We start from the raw sequence: 15,740 nt of genomic DNA, 5'->3' as shown, positions 1-15,740 counted from the left end.
TCCTGACTTGAAGAAGGATCGGCTTGCTTGACCGTGTCAACGAAGGGGTCGCTGTGGATCGCGTACGAACCGTGTGCCGGTCAGGCTGATTGCGGCCGCGATCATCACGTAGATGGCCGGCGCCATATTGCTGCCGGTCGATGCAATCAGCCAGGTAATGAAGAACGGCGCAAAACCGCCGAAGATGGTCACGGCGAAGTTGTATGCCACGGACAATCCTGTCGACAGCACCTTGGTCGGAAACAGCTCGGCGAAGGCGGCGAGAATCGGGCCGGTGTAGGTGGCGATCAGCACACCGAATACGCCCTGAAATACCATCAGCGAAGCGAGGCCCGGCGCGCGGTTGATGTACGCGAACATCGGCCATGCGAGAACGAGGATCAGCGCGGCGGCACCCGACAGAAAACGCCGGCGGCCAAAACGGTCGGCAAGCGCGCCGACGACTGGCGACAAACACATGATCATCAGGCCGCCGAACATGCCCGCGAGAAAACCGGTCGATTGCGGCAGATGCAACGTGCGCACCGAGTACGTCGGCATATAGAACAGCAGCACGTAAGTGCATACGGTCCAGAGCACGACCATCGAAAAGCTGGCGAAGGTCTCGCGCGGATAAGTGCGAAACACTTCCGCGAGCGGCGAATCGGGCTTCTCTTCCACGGCGACTGCGCTGAACGCGGGCGTCTCATCCATCTTGCTGCGAATGAAGTACCCCACTGGCCCGATCAGAATGCCGATGAGAAACGGCAATCTCCAGCCCCACGAATGCAGTGCGTCGGCGCTCAGGTTCGCCGTGACAAACGTGCCGACTGCCGCGCCCAGAAGCACCGCGAATCCGATGCTCGACTGAATCCAGCTGGAATAGAACGTCCGCTTCTCAGGGGGCGCGTACTCGGTCAGAAAAGCCGTGGCGCTACCCATCTCGCCGCCGGCTGAAAAGCCTTGCAACAGACGCGCAACCACAATCAGTGCCGGCGCCCACAAGCCGATCTGATCGTACGTGGGTGCAAGGCCAATCAGCGCAGTGCCGGCCGCCATCAGCAGGATGGTCAGCGAGAGCGCGGCCTTGCGGCCGACTTTATCAGCGTACACACCGATCACCATGCCGCCGACCGGCCGCATGAAAAAGCCCACGCCGAACGTGGCGACCGCCAGGAGCAGCGAGGTCAGTTCGCTCCCGGTCGGAAAGAACAGCTTGGCGATGATCACCGCGAAGAAGCTGTAGACAGTGAAGTCGAACCACTCGAGCCCGTTGCCCAGCACGGTGGCGATGATTGCCCGGCGCCGCTGCCTTTGCGGCGTAAGCGTGTCGACGGATATCGCGACGTCGGATGAAAGCGTTCCCTGCATGGTCTCTTCCTCATCTGGCGGCCCGTTGGCCGGCGCTGTCCAAAATGCGCCGGCCCGGAATTGAGCGGCGCTTTCGCTGTACACAAGCGATCGTAGAAGAGACCCGATTTGTTTTCGAAACGAAAGATTCGCATGCATGCATGCGTGGTGCGCATGCGAAAACATTTGCACTCAGACAGGCGATGCCAATGCGTTCTGTTCTTCCGCCTGTTCAAATAGCCAGCGTGTGAAGACCCGTGCGGCCTGATTCTGCGAGCGGTCGTTGGGTGAGAGCACGTAGTAACCGCCGCCATGACTCGCCGATGCATGCGTTGCGCGCACCAACAGTCCTTGTGCAAGGCAGGCATCGATCATGTGACGCCAGCCGAGCACGATGCCCTGGCCGAGAATCGCCATTTGCACGAGTTGCGGATAGTGATTCACCACGACCGATTGCGGCGCAGCCGGCATGGCCACATGATTTAGACGGAACCACTCCGGCCACGACATCCATTGCCGCTGGCCGTCTTCCTGCATCAACAAGGTTTCGTGCGTGAGGTCGGCGGGTTGCAATAGACGGCCGGCAAGGTAGCTGGGCGAGCACACCGGGTAGACGTCTTCGTCGAAGAGACGCCGCGCGGTGAAATGCGGTTCGGCGCGCTGGCGGATGTAATAGAGGCCGACATCGAACTCGGCTGGCGACAATGACGCGAGTCCGTCGCGCACGATCATCCTGATGCGCACATTTGGATGCGCCGCGCGAAACCCGCCGAGCCGCGGCGTGAGCCATAGAACCGCGACGCCCGATGAACAGGCGATCGTCAATTCCTGATCGCCGTAGCGCTTCATCACGTCGAGGGTCGCTTCCGAACAGTTGGCGAGCAGCCACTGCACGTGCTTTGCGTACCGGTCGCCAGCGATGGTCAGGCGCAAGGCGCGATGCTCGCGCACGAAGAGCGACCGGCCGAGAAAGTCTTCAAGTTGCGCAATCTGCCGGCTTATCGCGCTCTGTGTCAGATGCAGCTCGGCGGCGGCCTTGGTGAAGCTGGCATGCCGTACGGCCGCTTCGAACGCGATCAGGTATTGGAGCGGAGGTAAAGGAGCGATGCGCATGGGCGAGAAAACCGAGTGGCGTTGCCGCCATGATAGCGGGCGGCTTCCCTTTACAGCACCACGCTTAAGCGTCTGGGTTCGCCAACACAAAGTTGCGCAACGCGCTGTACTCCGGGTCGATGATCTTGCCGTCTATCAGAACGCCCCATGACGTATTTCCGCTATCCAGGCAGTAATACATCACCGACTCGATATTGTCCGTTTTGCGTGCGGCGTAAAAACGGGTAAGCCGCTCGGTGATATACGACGCACGGAACGCCTGACTATCTTCAGGGTTGGCATTCCACTCGGTGATCATGAACGGCACGCCGTAGCGTTTCTTGCAGTAAGCGGGAAGGTCGAAATTTGGGCCGCCGCCATTCACCCCGATGTTGAAGATATCCCCGTAGACCTCGTAGTTGTGCCAGGTCGTCAGGTCCCAGCGCAGTTGCGCATGACCCGTGGAGCCGTCGGGTTGCGTGCCGTCCCAAAGCGCGTCGGATGCGCCAATGTCCGCGACGCAAAAGTTGATGCCGCATTTGGCGCCCGGCTGCACCGACTTCACGCCATCGATCATGCCGCGCATGACACCTCGCATGACGGGCCAGTTCGTGTTGTTGAAGTCCGTGACCCTGTTGCCTGCCGACGACGAGTCAATCACCGTCTGCGACCTGCGTGTGAGTTCATTGCCGCATTCATACATGGTGACGCCGTAGGGCATGAGTGCGGCGGCTATGGTCGAGCCTGACTGGAAACCCTGGTTGTAGGCGGCGGCCTCGCTGCCCCAGACGACGCCGGATGCATCGGTCAGGCTTTCATCGATACAAACAAAGAGGTTGATGCCTGTTCCAACAAAAGCCTTGGCCATGTTCACAAGCGCGTTAAGCGAACGTGTGTCGAAGCACGTCAACCGATACATCGTGCATCCCAGCCCTTGAAGTATCGCAACCGTTTGCGCCGGCGTGTAGAGGTAATCGTAGTGCCCGTTCATCCCGTAAAACATACCCGACGCAAAGTCGATAGAAGAGTCCGTTGCAACGTTCGACTCTCCGGGCGCCACAACCTCGGATGCGGCGCCGCTGGCAGCAGCAGGGGCAACAGCCACGGGTGGATCGGCGGTCACCACGCTGGCGCCGGCCGGCGACGCCGCGACACTGACGCCTTTCGAACCGGCTGCGCCATCCGATCCGCCGCCACCGCCTCCGCATGCGGAAAGCACATAGCTGCCGCCGACAGCGCAAACACGGGTCAAAAAAGAACGGCGACTGAGCATGACGAGTTTCCCCGACGTCCGAGCATTGGACGAAGTTATTTTGTATGAAGAAATGATGTGCCGCGTGCGAGTAGGGTTCGCAGACGGTCAATGAGGAAAGCAACGGCAATCCGCGCGCACTTTCATCCGCATTAACGGCATATGCGTTCGAATGTTTAGCGTTTGCTGCAGATTTTTATGGGCTGGGCGATTAGCGAGGGAATGTCGTGGCGACGCGCTAGTGGGGCCAAGGTTTGAGTGTTGCGTGCGATTCCCGTCGAGCGGGATATATTCCAAGAGGGAAACCCGCCGATCAGACTTTTACCTTCAAGAATATAGCGTAGTGATCCTGATCAATTTGCAGCTGCCCTAAGATTCGGGCAAAGCGGTCTCTCCTTTTATTTTACGAACTTACGCCATTTCGTTCAGCAATCTCAACCCTCTCGGGAAGGCCTCAGCCGCTCCCATTTCAGGTCCGAAAAACAAGGGCCTTGGGTCGCCTCGCTGAACTTGACGTCATTGTGTTCAGCGTTCCATTCCATGACCTGCACGTTACCGCCAACATCAACGGTCAGATCCCAGCCGACACATCGCGCGAACGGAATTTTTTTGTGAAGATCGAGCACCGTGCCGACGCATTTTGAAAAGGCCGGTACGCTCAGGCCGTGGAACTTGATTTTGGAATCCGGATGCTCATCGAGTGCCATCCAGTTCGCCAGATATCCTTGTGCGTACAGCTTGCCGCTCTCGAGATCAACAGGTACACAGATCTCGCTGTCCGGTTGTATGTGAGTGTCCGTTGTCCTGCCGAGGCGTAAGAAGCAGGCCCGGATGGAAATCGCACCTGCGTCGTCCACAACTGATGTAAGCCGCAGCGTCGCAACGGCATTGGACGCAAAGTCATTGAACATCTTGTGCTGGACAATGAACCGCTGAATTACACCGTTCCCCAGTGCCTTTATTGCATCGACGTTGAAGTTTTCCCGATTGAAAAAGAAAACGCCCCTGCCTTGGAGAGAATTGTCGAGCTTGAAGACGATGTTCTCGGCACGTCCGAAGACGAACTCCTCGACTTCGGCTTGCGGAATTGCGATATGGTCTGCGGTAAAGAAAAGGTCGTTAACGAAGTAAGCGATATCCGGAAAAGTGTCGCTGCTGAAAATAATGCGGGACAAGGGCTTGAGGCTCGAGATCTTTCCGTACGGACCTTTCATTCTGGGTACGACAACGCTCCCGTAATAATTATCGGGAATCCAGCCTTCCTTGAAGGTGCCGGTGAACGCTGCATAGACTCGCAGCCAGGGTGCATAGCGACTGTTGCCGAGCACTTCTTGCGCGTACGTTTCGGCCAGCCTCAGGTTGACCGGATCGGTCTTGCCGTGTCTCTTCTCAAGCGCCTTGAATATGGTCCTGGCTTGCGACTCGTGGTCTCTGTCAAACTTGTGGCGGGCAGCTTTTTTGATGGACTTTCTGACCAATGTTTCAACATCAACGCGCATCGTGCATGTTCCGTTTTCTGTACGAGTTTATTTAGGAGGCCAAGGGCATCGCTTGATCAGAGATCTTTCGAGCAAGATGGATGCCTTTCGTTGGCCCGTCGCACAGTAAGTCACGGACACCATGTATTGGTCAATAGCGATAATAGAACCGTAAGCTTGCGCAATATAAATGTTAAGAATTGCTGATCATATCGAACTATCAGAATTACGTTACAAGCATATGGCGAAAACAGGTAACGATAGGCACACCACATAGCCTCTCCTATTTCCTCAGCTTAATCGGCCATTAGCTCCAGACTTTGCGCCGCTCCCTGCGTCATACGATTTGACCGGTTTATGCTTCACTGCAGCATAAACGCTATCATGCAGACCGGGCAATGAAGCCCGACTGTTCATCGATCATGTTCTTTCCCAGTTAACGGTTTGACGGCGCCGGCTTCTCATTTGAGGGAGCGCGCCGCCGCGCGCCGCTCCGACCGCGACTCTTGAGGGACTGGGTGGTGGCATCGCGGGTCCTGTTTCCAATCACGCCCTTCAATCACCCTGCACTTTCGAGACTTTCTGGAAACTGAAATCGTTCGGGCTGAGTTTCGAACACGCTTTGCAGTTTCCCTCGATTGCGGCACGGAATCTCCAGTCAGCACTGAGGCATTATGGAACCCGTTACGATCGTCATCTGCAACTACAACTATGAGCGCTTCCTTTCGCAAGCAATCGAGTCGGCACTTGCCCAGGACTATCCAGCCACGCGTGTCGTGGTCGTCGACGACGGTTCGACCGACGGTTCGCGCGCACTCATCGATAGTTATGGATCACGCATCTCGGCTGTCTACAAGGAAAACGGCGGCCAGGTCTCTGCCTACAATCGCGCTGTCGATCTCATCAACACGGACTATGCGATCCTGCTGGATTCAGACGACGTGCTCTATGCCAGCGCGGTGTCGGACGTGATGCAGGTGTTCAATAGCGGCGACTACGCAAAGGTTCAGTTTCGCCTTGACGTGATCGATTCTGCGGGCGGCATGATGGGCGTTCACGTGCCGCACTCGGAGCCGCCATCAGATTGCGGCAGCTTGCTCAGGCGCGGCTGGTTGTACCCGTCGCCACCGGCATCGGGCAATGCGTATCGCGTCAGCGCGCTGAAGCAAATTTTTCCTGTGCCTGAATCGAACATCAACCGCTATGGCGCCGATTTCTACGCAATCTATGGCGTCGTGCTGCTGGGTTCGGTTGCAACGATTCCCAAGTCACTCGGTGGATATCGGGTGCATCATACGAGTGCGCCGAGTGTGTCGTTTGCCAATGCGGAAAGCATGGTCAAGGGTTCAAGCGCGCTTAGCATGCGTTGGGCGACCTTGCAGGACATTGCGCGTTCGCGCTTGAAAGTCGATTTGCCAGTATCGTTTCATGATTTCTCTCACGAGAAAGCGCATTTTTGCTCGCGCGTTTATCGGGCACCACTTGCGACGCGCTGGCACTGGATGACGCGAGAGTCGCGAAGCTATCTGCATTCGATCATTGCAAACCCGTTCTGGAGCCTTAAAAAGAAAGTGGGTACGCTCGTGTTATCGAGCATGTGCCTTGTGCCTTATTCGCCCTTGTCGGATTTCGCGGTCCGTTATATTGCCAATCCGCTAGGCCGCCGTCGCGCTCCAGCGCGCCAGGCGAGCTAGGGCAGAAAACACGCCGCTTGGCGGGCTTGATCAAAGAAGTATGGATAAAAAAGAAAACGCCAAGATTCTAGTGTTCGTGTACGGCGGGTATGTGATGAGGTACCTTTACCTCATCATAGTGATCCCATTCTACGGGCGTGTGCTCGGCGTGACGGAATATGGACGCGTGCTTGCGGCCATGTCGCTCATGAATGTGATCTGGATGCTTGCAAGCTATGGGTTCACTTTCGTCGGCATGCGCGACGTTGCGAAGTCGCCCGAGCGCAGCCACCATAACGATGTGTTCTCGCTACATTCCAGCGCGCGGATCTTTACGGGCGCCGTTGGTCTGGCTGTAGGCGTCATCGCCACATTGTGCTCACCCACGCTCTCGGAACGGCCCCTCATGGGGCTTTTGGCTACCATGCTCGGCCTGGTGTCGGCGTTGAACCTGGGCTGGTTGTTTCAGGGACGTCAGCGTTTTCGCACGCCGATCATTATCGAAGTCATCGGCTTTGCGATCAGCCTGGTGCTGATTCTGTCGATAGTCAGAGGGCCGCAAGACTCGGTTTGGGTGGTCGCGAGCCTGCTGATAGCGGGCGTAATTTCGTCGGTGATCTCGTACGGGCTGACGTTTGCGCATGTGGGCTTGCCCCGGTTCCGCATGAGCGGCGTAATGGCGCTCATGCGCGGTTCCACCATGCTGTTCGCTTATTCAACAGGTTCGGCGGTGCTCACTGCATCGTCGACTTACTTGCTTACGCTGTTGTCGACACCCGACCAGGTGGGATATTTCGGCGCGGCCGAACGCTTCGCAACCATCGGCCTGAGCCTGATGGGTCCCGCTGCGCAGGTTTTTATCCCGACCATTTCACGGCAACTCGCGCAAGGCGACACGGACGGCGCACGTGCAAGCAGCCGGCGTGGCGCGACCCTGTTGATGGGTTACGGAGTGCTTGCGTTGCTGGCCGCGTTGAGCCTGTCGCCGTTCCTGATGCCATTGATTCTCGGCAAGGCGTTCACCCCGAGCGCACATGTGCTGCAGTGTCTTGCCGTGATGTTCCCGTTCGCCGCTTTCAACGAGTTCGTTGCGTTCTATGTGTTCGTGCCGCGCCAGAAAGATCGTCTGCTGGCGATAGCCGGGATCACGTCGGGTCTCGCCAATCTCGCTGCGGCGCTTTTTCTAGCACCTCTGTACGGCGCAATGGGCATGGCCGTCGCGCGCGTAATTGGCGAAGCGGCGCTTACCATCATGCTGATCGGCCTGATGATTCGGTCAGACATGATTGGATTGATTCCGGGCGTCGGGCGCGCGGCTGCAATGGCGCGTGGCGTCTTTCAGCATGCAGGACGCGGCAAGGATTTGTAAACCGTTCATGCAATCCGGAACAACAGCTGGCCCTCGTCTTCGACAACTTTCACGCCAAGAAAGTCATGGAGATAACCGGAGGGTCCGAGCGCATCGATCTGCGTCACATCCAGCGTGGAAGTCAACGCAATGACTCGTGATGATGCTGCTAATCCTGATTTGATCCCTGCTGCCGAATCCTCTAACACGAGGGCCTGCTCTGGTTCTGCGCCCAACGCTTTGGCGCCCGCAATGAAACCATCCGGCGCAGGCTTGCCCCGCACAATGTCGTCGGATGTGAACAAAAAGCGGGGAATCGGCAGTCCGGCTGCCTGCATGCGCCGTATCGCGAGGGGCCGTTCAGCGGAAGTCACAACAGCCCAGCGATCGTCGGAAAGCGATTCCAGCAAGGCCCGCGCGCCCGGTATTTCGACAATGCCGTCTACATCGTCAAGTTCGCGCTGCTTGAGCGCCGCCGTATCGGCTTCGATATCCGTTCCCGGCGGCGCCAAAGCACGAACGGTATCGATCACGCGCCGCCCCTGGCATTCGCGCAAGACCATGGCGGGGTCGAGTCCGTGATGGGCCGCCCAATCCGTGTAGGCACGAATCACAGGCGCGTGCGAGTTGATCAACGTCCCATCCATGTCGAAGAGAAGGCAGGAGGTGCGGAATTCGACTTGAGTAAGCAGCATGAGGAAGATGAATGATGTGCAGCGGACAAGCGCTAACGATGTCACTCAATGTCGCCAGTGACTGCTTCGAGCACACTGAGCGTGGTCGATTCGCGCGGTTGCAAAACGACCAGCGGCCCGTGCGACTCGATCTCGAAGTAAGGCAGTCTCGGCGCGTTGAAGACTTCAAGCGGCGAGCCATGAGCATACCTTGCATCGGGAAATACCGGGAAGCGTCTGCTTAACGTGTGCTTGCCTTCGGGCAGATCGAACACTACGTGTACGACGCCCGGCGAATGATTGATGCCCAGTTTGAACTCGACCGCTTCGGTGCATACCGTCGTCACATGCTTGTCCGAACCCGTCACGAAACCGGAATTGCGCACATCGCCCAGCGGACCTTTGGCGACAAACGGCATCACTGATTCGCGCCAGTCTCGCGGCGCATTTTCGATGGCTACGTCAACCCGCCCCGGCCGCCGCAACATCAGCACATCCCAGATCGCGCATGGACGCGCCGACTCTGCGCAGTTGATGAGTTCGTGCGACGTTGTCCAGGAGCCGTCGCGTGCGGACAAGACAATACGGCGCCTGATCTGCATGCCGCTTTGTCTGCATACGGAGCTGAGCAATTCGATGCCCATCGACCGGCTGTCGAACCACGTGCTCGCAACTTCGTAGGGACCGCTGTCCAGGTCGCGCTGCGGCGCGCCTTCGGGCCAGTCGGATTCGGGCGCGACCCAGGTCTTGCCGCCGCCCCACAACGGGAAGTCCCACTCACCGCAAAGCGTACGCCATTGTTCTGCGCTCCAGTCCGGGACATGGCCGGCAAGGGCATCGTTCACGTATGCCAGTTCGATGCCTTCATGCCGGATGCTCATCAGCCTCCCGCCAATGGCCGGCACGACAATGAGTTCGACCGTGCCCTCGCGCATCGATAACGCACTCCACCCGCGGTACGCGGTCCATTTCAATTCGCGGCGTGTGTCGGCGATTCCTGCAAAGTGCGATATGCGGTTCAGCATCGGTCAGCTCTTTGCCACCGGCTTGCTGCGCATCAGGCCGACCGTTTCAGGCTGCGCGATCTTGCACATCACCGGAGGCAAACCGCGTGCAATCAACTCGATATCCGCCAGCGCGCGGCGGCCGATTTCGCGCAACACAGCACTCAGTGCACCGGCTTGATGCGGAGAGAGCAACAGGTTGTCGATGGAACGCGCCCGGTGACCTGCAGCCAGCGGCTCCTCGGGAAACACATCCGTCGCCACGCGGATATGGCCTGACGCGGCTGCGTCGAGCATTGCATCGAAGTCCACCACGCCGGCACGGCTCACGAGCACAAACGCGGCGCCTGGTTTCATCGATGCGAATTCATCGCGCGTGAGAAAGCCCTGGTTCTGCGATGTCACGCCTGCCACCACGAACACGATCTGCGACTCGCGCAAGACCGTTTCCAGCGACGCCGGTTCGCAACCGAGCGACTCTATGTAGGCTGGAGGCAGCCATGGATCGAACGCCCTGACAACGCCACGAAACGGCGTGATGAGCGGCAGGATCGCACGCCCGAGGTCGCCCATGCCGATAAATCCCACAGACGCACCGTAAAGAGAAAACGCATCCCTGTTGGCATCAAGTCCATATTGCTCGGTGCCATTGCGAAAGCGCCGGTCCGCGTGACTGATTCCACGAGCCAGATCAATCGCCATTCCAAGTGCCGCTTCGGCTACCGGTTCCGCGAACACCGGACTCACGTTCAGCACACGCACGCCTTGCCTGAAGCACTGCGCGTAGTCCACGTTCGGCAGGAAATTTCCTTCCACATTCACGATTGCGCGTAGATTCGCGGCGCGTGCCAGACGTTCGGCAGGCATGTCGAACTGTCCGACGATGATGTGCGCATCGGCTGCACGCTGGTTGAAGATCTCGTCGGTGACGGGTCCTTCTTCGTGAATGAACACGTCGCCAAGCGCATGAAGGCGCTCCAGATCGGCGGGACTGAAAATGTCTTCGACGCTACGCGGCGAGGGCGCAACGAACAGACGGATTTTCTCTGCGATTTGAATCGAGGACACGGGGATGCTCCAGGAGAGGAATTGCTGAAACGGGGATACGTACCACGCTCGCACGCGTCCCTCGCAAATCGAATCAACGCGACTTTCGCGTGAACAGCTTGTCCGCTGTGACCGCTGCGATGATCAGCGCGCCCATCACGATCTGCTGATAATAGGTCTCGACGTTCATGATGTTATTGATCACGCCGATGATCAGTCCGCCAATGACCACGCCCGTAACCTGCCCGCGTCCGCCAAAGAAGCTCGTTCCGCCGATGATCGCCGATGCGATGGCGAAGGTCTCGAACCCGACTCCGGCATTCGGCTCGGCGGCCGCCGTGCGCGCCGTCGTGACAATCCCCGCGATCCCCGCGCACGTCCCCGCAATAATGAACACGACCATGGTGTGCAGCTTCACGCTGATGCCCGAATAAAACGCGGCCTGCGCGTTGCCGCCGAGCGCGTAGATATTGCGGCCGAGCTTCGTGAACTTGGTCAGGAACAGCAGGAAGCCGGCCACCACGACCGCGATGATGATGGGCACGGGCACGCCGAAGATCCGACCCGCAACAACGTCGGTAAATGATCGATCAAAGCCGAAGACCGATCGCGAGTCCGAAACGATGAGCGTCACGCCGCGATAAATCGCCGCCGTTCCCAGCGTGATGATGAACGGATGCAACTGCGTGAGATTGACAAGCGCGCCGTTAATCGCACCAAGCAAGGCGCCCGTGCCCACTCCGCCAATCAGCACTGCGAGCCAGACGGGCATGCCGGCCATCATCAGCTTTGCCATCACCATGCCGGAAAGCGCCAGCACGGAACCAATCGACAAATCGATGCCGGCAATCAGGATGGTGAAGAACACCCCGCACGCCAGCAAGACCATAACGGAGCTTTGCAGCAGAACCTGCACGAGGTTGTCGCGCGTGAGGAAGTATTGCGGCGACGCGATGCTGCACAAGATCAACAACAGCACAAGAATGCCGAACGTGCCATACGTCTGCCATATTGTGGCGAAATCGCGCCGTGGCGCTGCCGGCAACGGCGCGCCTGATGTGTTCGACTGATTCATCCTGCCTCCTTCGTGGTCGCTCATGACGTGGCGACTTGCATGATCGATTCTTCCGTGGCGTCGGCGTTGAAAAGCGTGCTTGCGACCGTGCCGTCCTTGTACACCGCAATGCGATCACACACGGCTATGAGCTCCGGCAATTCCGATGAAACCATCAGGATCGCCTTCCCCTCGTTCGCGAGGCCGCGCATGATCGAATAGATTTCCGCCTTCGCGCCTATGTCGATGCCGCGCGTGGGTTCATCGAAGATAAAGAGGTCGCTTTGCGCCGCGAGCCACTTTGCAATGATCGCTTTCTGCTGATTGCCGCCCGAAAGCTCGGTGATGTTCTGCGTCGATGAAGCGCACCGGATTCGCAGCCGCTCCTTGTAGCGCAGTCCGAATTCACGCTGACGCGCGCGATCGATCAGTCCCAGCGACAACGCACGTCTGGTGCTGCGCAAAGCAGGCGCCACGAAGATATTTTCTTCAATATTCAGGTTATGGAAGAAGCCCGTTGCGCGCCGGTCTTCCGTCACGAACGCAAGCCCTTGCTTCACGGCCTGGTATGGCGAATCGATCGTGATCTCGTGTCCATTCAGCGTCATGCGGCCGGCCGATTTGCGGCGCACGCCGAAGATGGTTTCCATCAGCTCGCTGCGGCCCGAACCCATCAAACCCGCAAAACCGAAGATCTCGCCGCGATGCAGGTTGAACGAGACATCGCGCACCCAGCCATCGCGTGACGAAAGATGATCGACGGAAAACACCACCTCGCCGTGCGTCGCGTCCTCGCCTTTCGGCCGGCCATGAACGATCTCGCGGCCGACCATCAGCGCGACGAGTCGATCCGTGGAGGTCGATTTGGCGTCGTACGTACCCACGTATTTGCCGTCCTTGAGTACCGTGACCCGGTCGCCGATCACGGGGATTTCCTTGAGCTTGTGCGAGATATAAGCGACACCAACACCTTCACGCTTCAGATCGCCGATCACGTTGAACAGCTTCGTAACCTCGGTATCCGTCAACGACGAAGTCGGTTCGTCCATGATGATCAGCCGCGCTTCGCTTGCGAGCGCCTTGGCAATTTCGACTTGCTGTTTCTCCGAGATGCCGAGGTCGCCAACCAGTGTTCGCGGATCGCGCGCGATACCGACACGCGCGAGCACCTCACGCGCCTTTGCGTTCATCTTCCGGCGATCGACCACGGGCACACCAAAGCGCCTGATGGTCGGAATGCGCCCAACGAACAGGTTCTCTTCAATGCTCAAATAGTCGATAACACTCAGCTCCTGATAGATCAGGCAGATGCCGAGCTGAGCAGACAACGAGGGCGAGAGCTTCGAATACTCGTTACCGCCCGCGATGATTGCGCCCGAAGTAGGCTCGTAAATGCCGCTCAGGATTTTCATCAGCGTCGATTTCCCGGCGCCGTTCTCGCCAAGTAGCACATGCACTTCGCCTGCGCGAACGTCGAAGCTCACATCGCTTAGTGCGGTCGTGCCCGGAAACAGCTTCGTGATGCCGCGCACGGCCACCAGTACGTCGTTCATCTGATCCTCGCTTGGTACCTGCGACCGGCTTACTTCGTGATCAGATGCGACTCGATCGGCGTGAATTCCGGCGTCTTGTTCGGATCGATGGCCGGCTTGTTCTTCAACGCATCCACCAACAGGTCCACGGCCTTTGCGCCCATTGCGGCCGAGTCCTGCGCAACCGTTGCGGTGAGTTCGCCGCGCTTGATCGAATCGAGGGCTTCAGGAACACCGTCGGTGCCGACCACGACAATCTTGCCGAGCTTGTCCGCGTTCTTCACGGCTTGCGCCGCGCCGAGCGCCATGGTGTCGTTCGCCGCGTAGATAGCCTTCAGATCAGGATTGCGTTGCAGGATATTGGTGGTGACGTCGAGCGCTTTCGAACGGTCCCAGTCGCCCGGCTGGCTCGCCACGAGCTTGATGGAAGGCACTTTCGCGAAGGCCTGCTTCGCGCCATCGCGACGTGCATCGCCTGAGACGTTGCCCGCTTTTCCTTCGATGATCGCGACCTTGCCGCCCGCGCTGCCAAGCTTCTGGACGATGAAATCGCCCGCTTTATTCCCAAGCGCCACGTTGTCGCTGGAGATGAATCCGATCACCGCACCGCCCGCCGCTTTCAGCTGACCCTGGTCGATTTTTTCATCGATATTGACTACGTAGATACCCTTCTTCGTCGCCGCGCTAACCGCCTGGATCAGGCTCACGGGTGAGATCGGCGCAACGCCGATTGCCTTGTAATTCTTGTTCAACACGTCTTCGACCAGACGCTGCTGCCCCTGAATATCTTCTTCGCTGTTGCCCGCGAGAATGTCGACCGTGACGCCCTTCGCCTTCGCTTCTTTCTGGATGCCATCGCGCATCGCAACCCAATACGGGTTGGCGAGCGTCTTTAATACGATTGCAATGTCAGCCGCTTGCGCCGGCGTCCACGCTGCCAGCGTTACAACCGCTGCTGCAACGCCCGTTGTCGATTTAAGCCACTTTTGTACGTTCATGCTTCGTCTCCTGTTGTTCCGCGTAAGCGGATTTTTATGTGTTGAACAAGCTGCCAACTAAATCTGCTTCCACGCACCTGCTTTCGATGAACCCAGCACCGCATCGATGATCTGCGCCGAGCGATAACCATCGTCGAACGTCGGCAGGCCGTCGCGCGTTTCGCCGCGAATGACTGAGTAGGTATCGGCAACGAAGGCTTCAAAGCATTGCGCATAGCCTTGCGCGTGACCCGCCGGCAACGTCGCGAGACGCCGCTGCTCGGCGCTGCCACGCGATGGATCGCGCACGAACAAGCGCGTCGAGTCGCGTTCGCCGAGCCACAGCTTTTCGGGTTCTTCCTGATCGAATACGAGGCTTGCGTTGGCGCCGTCGATTTCGAACCATAAGCGGTTCTTGCGTCCCGCCGACACCTGGCTTACGGTCAGCGTTGTCAGCACGCCCGTAACCGTGCGGAACAACGCGCCGGCGATGTCCTCGGTCGTCACGGCTTTGCGCGGCGCCGATGCATCGGCCGTCACCGCTGAAAACGTCGCGACCGATCCCGCCGGACGATCCTTCATCGTGGTCTGGAGCGTCGCGACAACGGATTCGAAGCGCTCGCCGCTTATCCATTCGATCAGGTCACACCAATGCGAGCCGATGTCGGCAAATGCACGCGACGGACCGCCCAAGGTTGCGTCGACGCGCCAGTTCGTATCGTCGCGGCCGAGCAGCCAGTCCTGAAGATAACTTCCGTGCATCAGTTGCAGCGCGCCAACGGTGCCGTCCTGCACGAGCGCGCGCGCTTCCCGCACCATCGGGTGATATCGATAAACAAATGGAATAGCCGCCACGCGCTGCGCCGACCGAGCAGCGTCCGCCAATGCTTTTGCATCGGCGAGACCGGTCGCAAGCGGCTTTTCGCAGATCACGTGCTTGCCGGCAGCGAGCGCCGCCATGGCAAGCGGGTAATGCGTTGAATTGGGCGTGCAGATATGAATGACGTCGACAGACGGATCGCCGATGGCTTCATCCACGCTTGAATAAGCGCGTTCAATACCAAGTTGAGCGGCGGCCTCCTTGGCGCGTTCGGGGCTCGACGTCGCGATGCCCTTGATCTGAGCGCCTGCCAGACGGCTTGCTCTTGAATGAACCGCACCCATCATGCCGGCGCCGACGATTGCCACGCCCAGCGCTCCAGCCAGTTTTGTCTCAGCCATTTTTTTAAACTCCATTGGGTTGACTGGACAATACCGACGCCCGACATGGCCGGACATTT

Annotated in this window: 13 protein-coding genes; 2 read left to right on the top strand and 11 right to left on the bottom strand. The window is 58.7% G+C overall.

Features of this window, described 5'->3' with window-relative positions:
- Positions 1–36: 36 nt before the first annotated feature.
- The 4 genes from HB633_RS27435 to HB633_RS27420 all read right to left on the bottom strand — a co-directional run bounded on the left by HB633_RS27435 (position 37) and on the right by HB633_RS27420 (position 5,172).
- Complete coding sequence (locus tag HB633_RS27435) at positions 37–1,350, bottom strand: MFS transporter (protein ID WP_213781311.1); 1,314 nt, start codon at positions 1,348–1,350, stop codon at positions 37–39.
- Between the two features lie 171 nt (positions 1,351–1,521).
- Positions 1,522–2,442 carry a LysR substrate-binding domain-containing protein gene (locus HB633_RS27430; protein ID WP_213781310.1) on the bottom strand — a complete coding sequence of 307 codons (921 nt, stop codon included), beginning with the start codon at positions 2,440–2,442 and terminating at the stop codon, positions 1,522–1,524.
- Positions 2,443–2,506: 64 nt separating this feature from the next.
- The gene (locus HB633_RS27425; protein ID WP_213781309.1) at positions 2,507–3,694 is read right to left on the bottom strand and encodes a hypothetical protein; all 1,188 of its coding nucleotides are present in this window, start codon (positions 3,692–3,694) and stop codon (positions 2,507–2,509) included.
- A 413-nt stretch (positions 3,695–4,107) separates the two neighbouring features.
- The gene (locus HB633_RS27420) at positions 4,108–5,172 is read right to left on the bottom strand and encodes a sugar-transfer associated ATP-grasp domain-containing protein (protein ID WP_213781308.1); all 1,065 of its coding nucleotides are present in this window, start codon (positions 5,170–5,172) and stop codon (positions 4,108–4,110) included.
- Positions 5,173–5,825: 653 nt separating this feature from the next.
- Between HB633_RS27420 and HB633_RS27415 the strand changes: the two genes are divergently transcribed.
- Entirely contained in the window at positions 5,826–6,845 is a 1,020-nt protein-coding gene (locus tag HB633_RS27415; RefSeq protein ID WP_213781307.1) for a glycosyltransferase family A protein, read from the top strand.
- A gap of 40 nt (positions 6,846–6,885) precedes the next feature.
- A complete protein-coding gene (locus tag HB633_RS27410) occupies positions 6,886–8,193 on the top strand; it encodes an oligosaccharide flippase family protein (protein WP_213781306.1) in 1,308 nt (435 codons plus the stop codon).
- Positions 8,194–8,198: 5 nt separating this feature from the next.
- Here the strand turns inward: HB633_RS27410 and HB633_RS27405 are convergent, their stop codons facing one another.
- The 7 genes from HB633_RS27405 to HB633_RS27375 form a co-directional block, all read right to left on the bottom strand.
- Entirely contained in the window at positions 8,199–8,867 is a 669-nt protein-coding gene (locus HB633_RS27405) for an HAD-IA family hydrolase (RefSeq protein WP_213781305.1), read from the bottom strand.
- Positions 8,868–8,908: 41 nt separating this feature from the next.
- Entirely contained in the window at positions 8,909–9,871 is a 963-nt protein-coding gene (locus tag HB633_RS27400) for a hypothetical protein (RefSeq protein WP_213781304.1), read from the bottom strand.
- A gap of 3 nt (positions 9,872–9,874) precedes the next feature.
- Entirely contained in the window at positions 9,875–10,918 is a 1,044-nt protein-coding gene (locus HB633_RS27395; protein ID WP_346730376.1) for a hydroxyacid dehydrogenase, read from the bottom strand.
- A gap of 73 nt (positions 10,919–10,991) precedes the next feature.
- Entirely contained in the window at positions 10,992–11,972 is a 981-nt protein-coding gene (gene alsC, locus HB633_RS27390; RefSeq protein ID WP_213781303.1) for a D-allose ABC transporter permease, read from the bottom strand.
- Between the two features lie 20 nt (positions 11,973–11,992).
- Positions 11,993–13,504 carry a sugar ABC transporter ATP-binding protein gene (locus tag HB633_RS27385; protein ID WP_213781302.1) on the bottom strand — a complete coding sequence of 504 codons (1,512 nt, stop codon included), beginning with the start codon at positions 13,502–13,504 and terminating at the stop codon, positions 11,993–11,995.
- A gap of 29 nt (positions 13,505–13,533) precedes the next feature.
- Positions 13,534–14,481 (bottom strand): D-allose transporter substrate-binding protein, encoded by a 948-nt coding sequence (gene alsB, locus HB633_RS27380; protein ID WP_213781301.1) that lies wholly within the window; start codon positions 14,479–14,481, stop codon positions 13,534–13,536.
- A gap of 57 nt (positions 14,482–14,538) precedes the next feature.
- A complete protein-coding gene (locus HB633_RS27375; protein ID WP_213781300.1) occupies positions 14,539–15,681 on the bottom strand; it encodes a Gfo/Idh/MocA family oxidoreductase in 1,143 nt (380 codons plus the stop codon).
- Positions 15,682–15,740 lie beyond the last annotated feature (59 nt).

It is taken from the genome of Caballeronia sp. dw_276, assembly GCF_018449635.1.
Classification (GTDB): domain Bacteria; phylum Pseudomonadota; class Gammaproteobacteria; order Burkholderiales; family Burkholderiaceae; genus Caballeronia.
The sequence above is the reverse complement of the archived record's forward strand: the minus strand, read 5'-3'. Positions and strand labels throughout refer to the sequence as shown.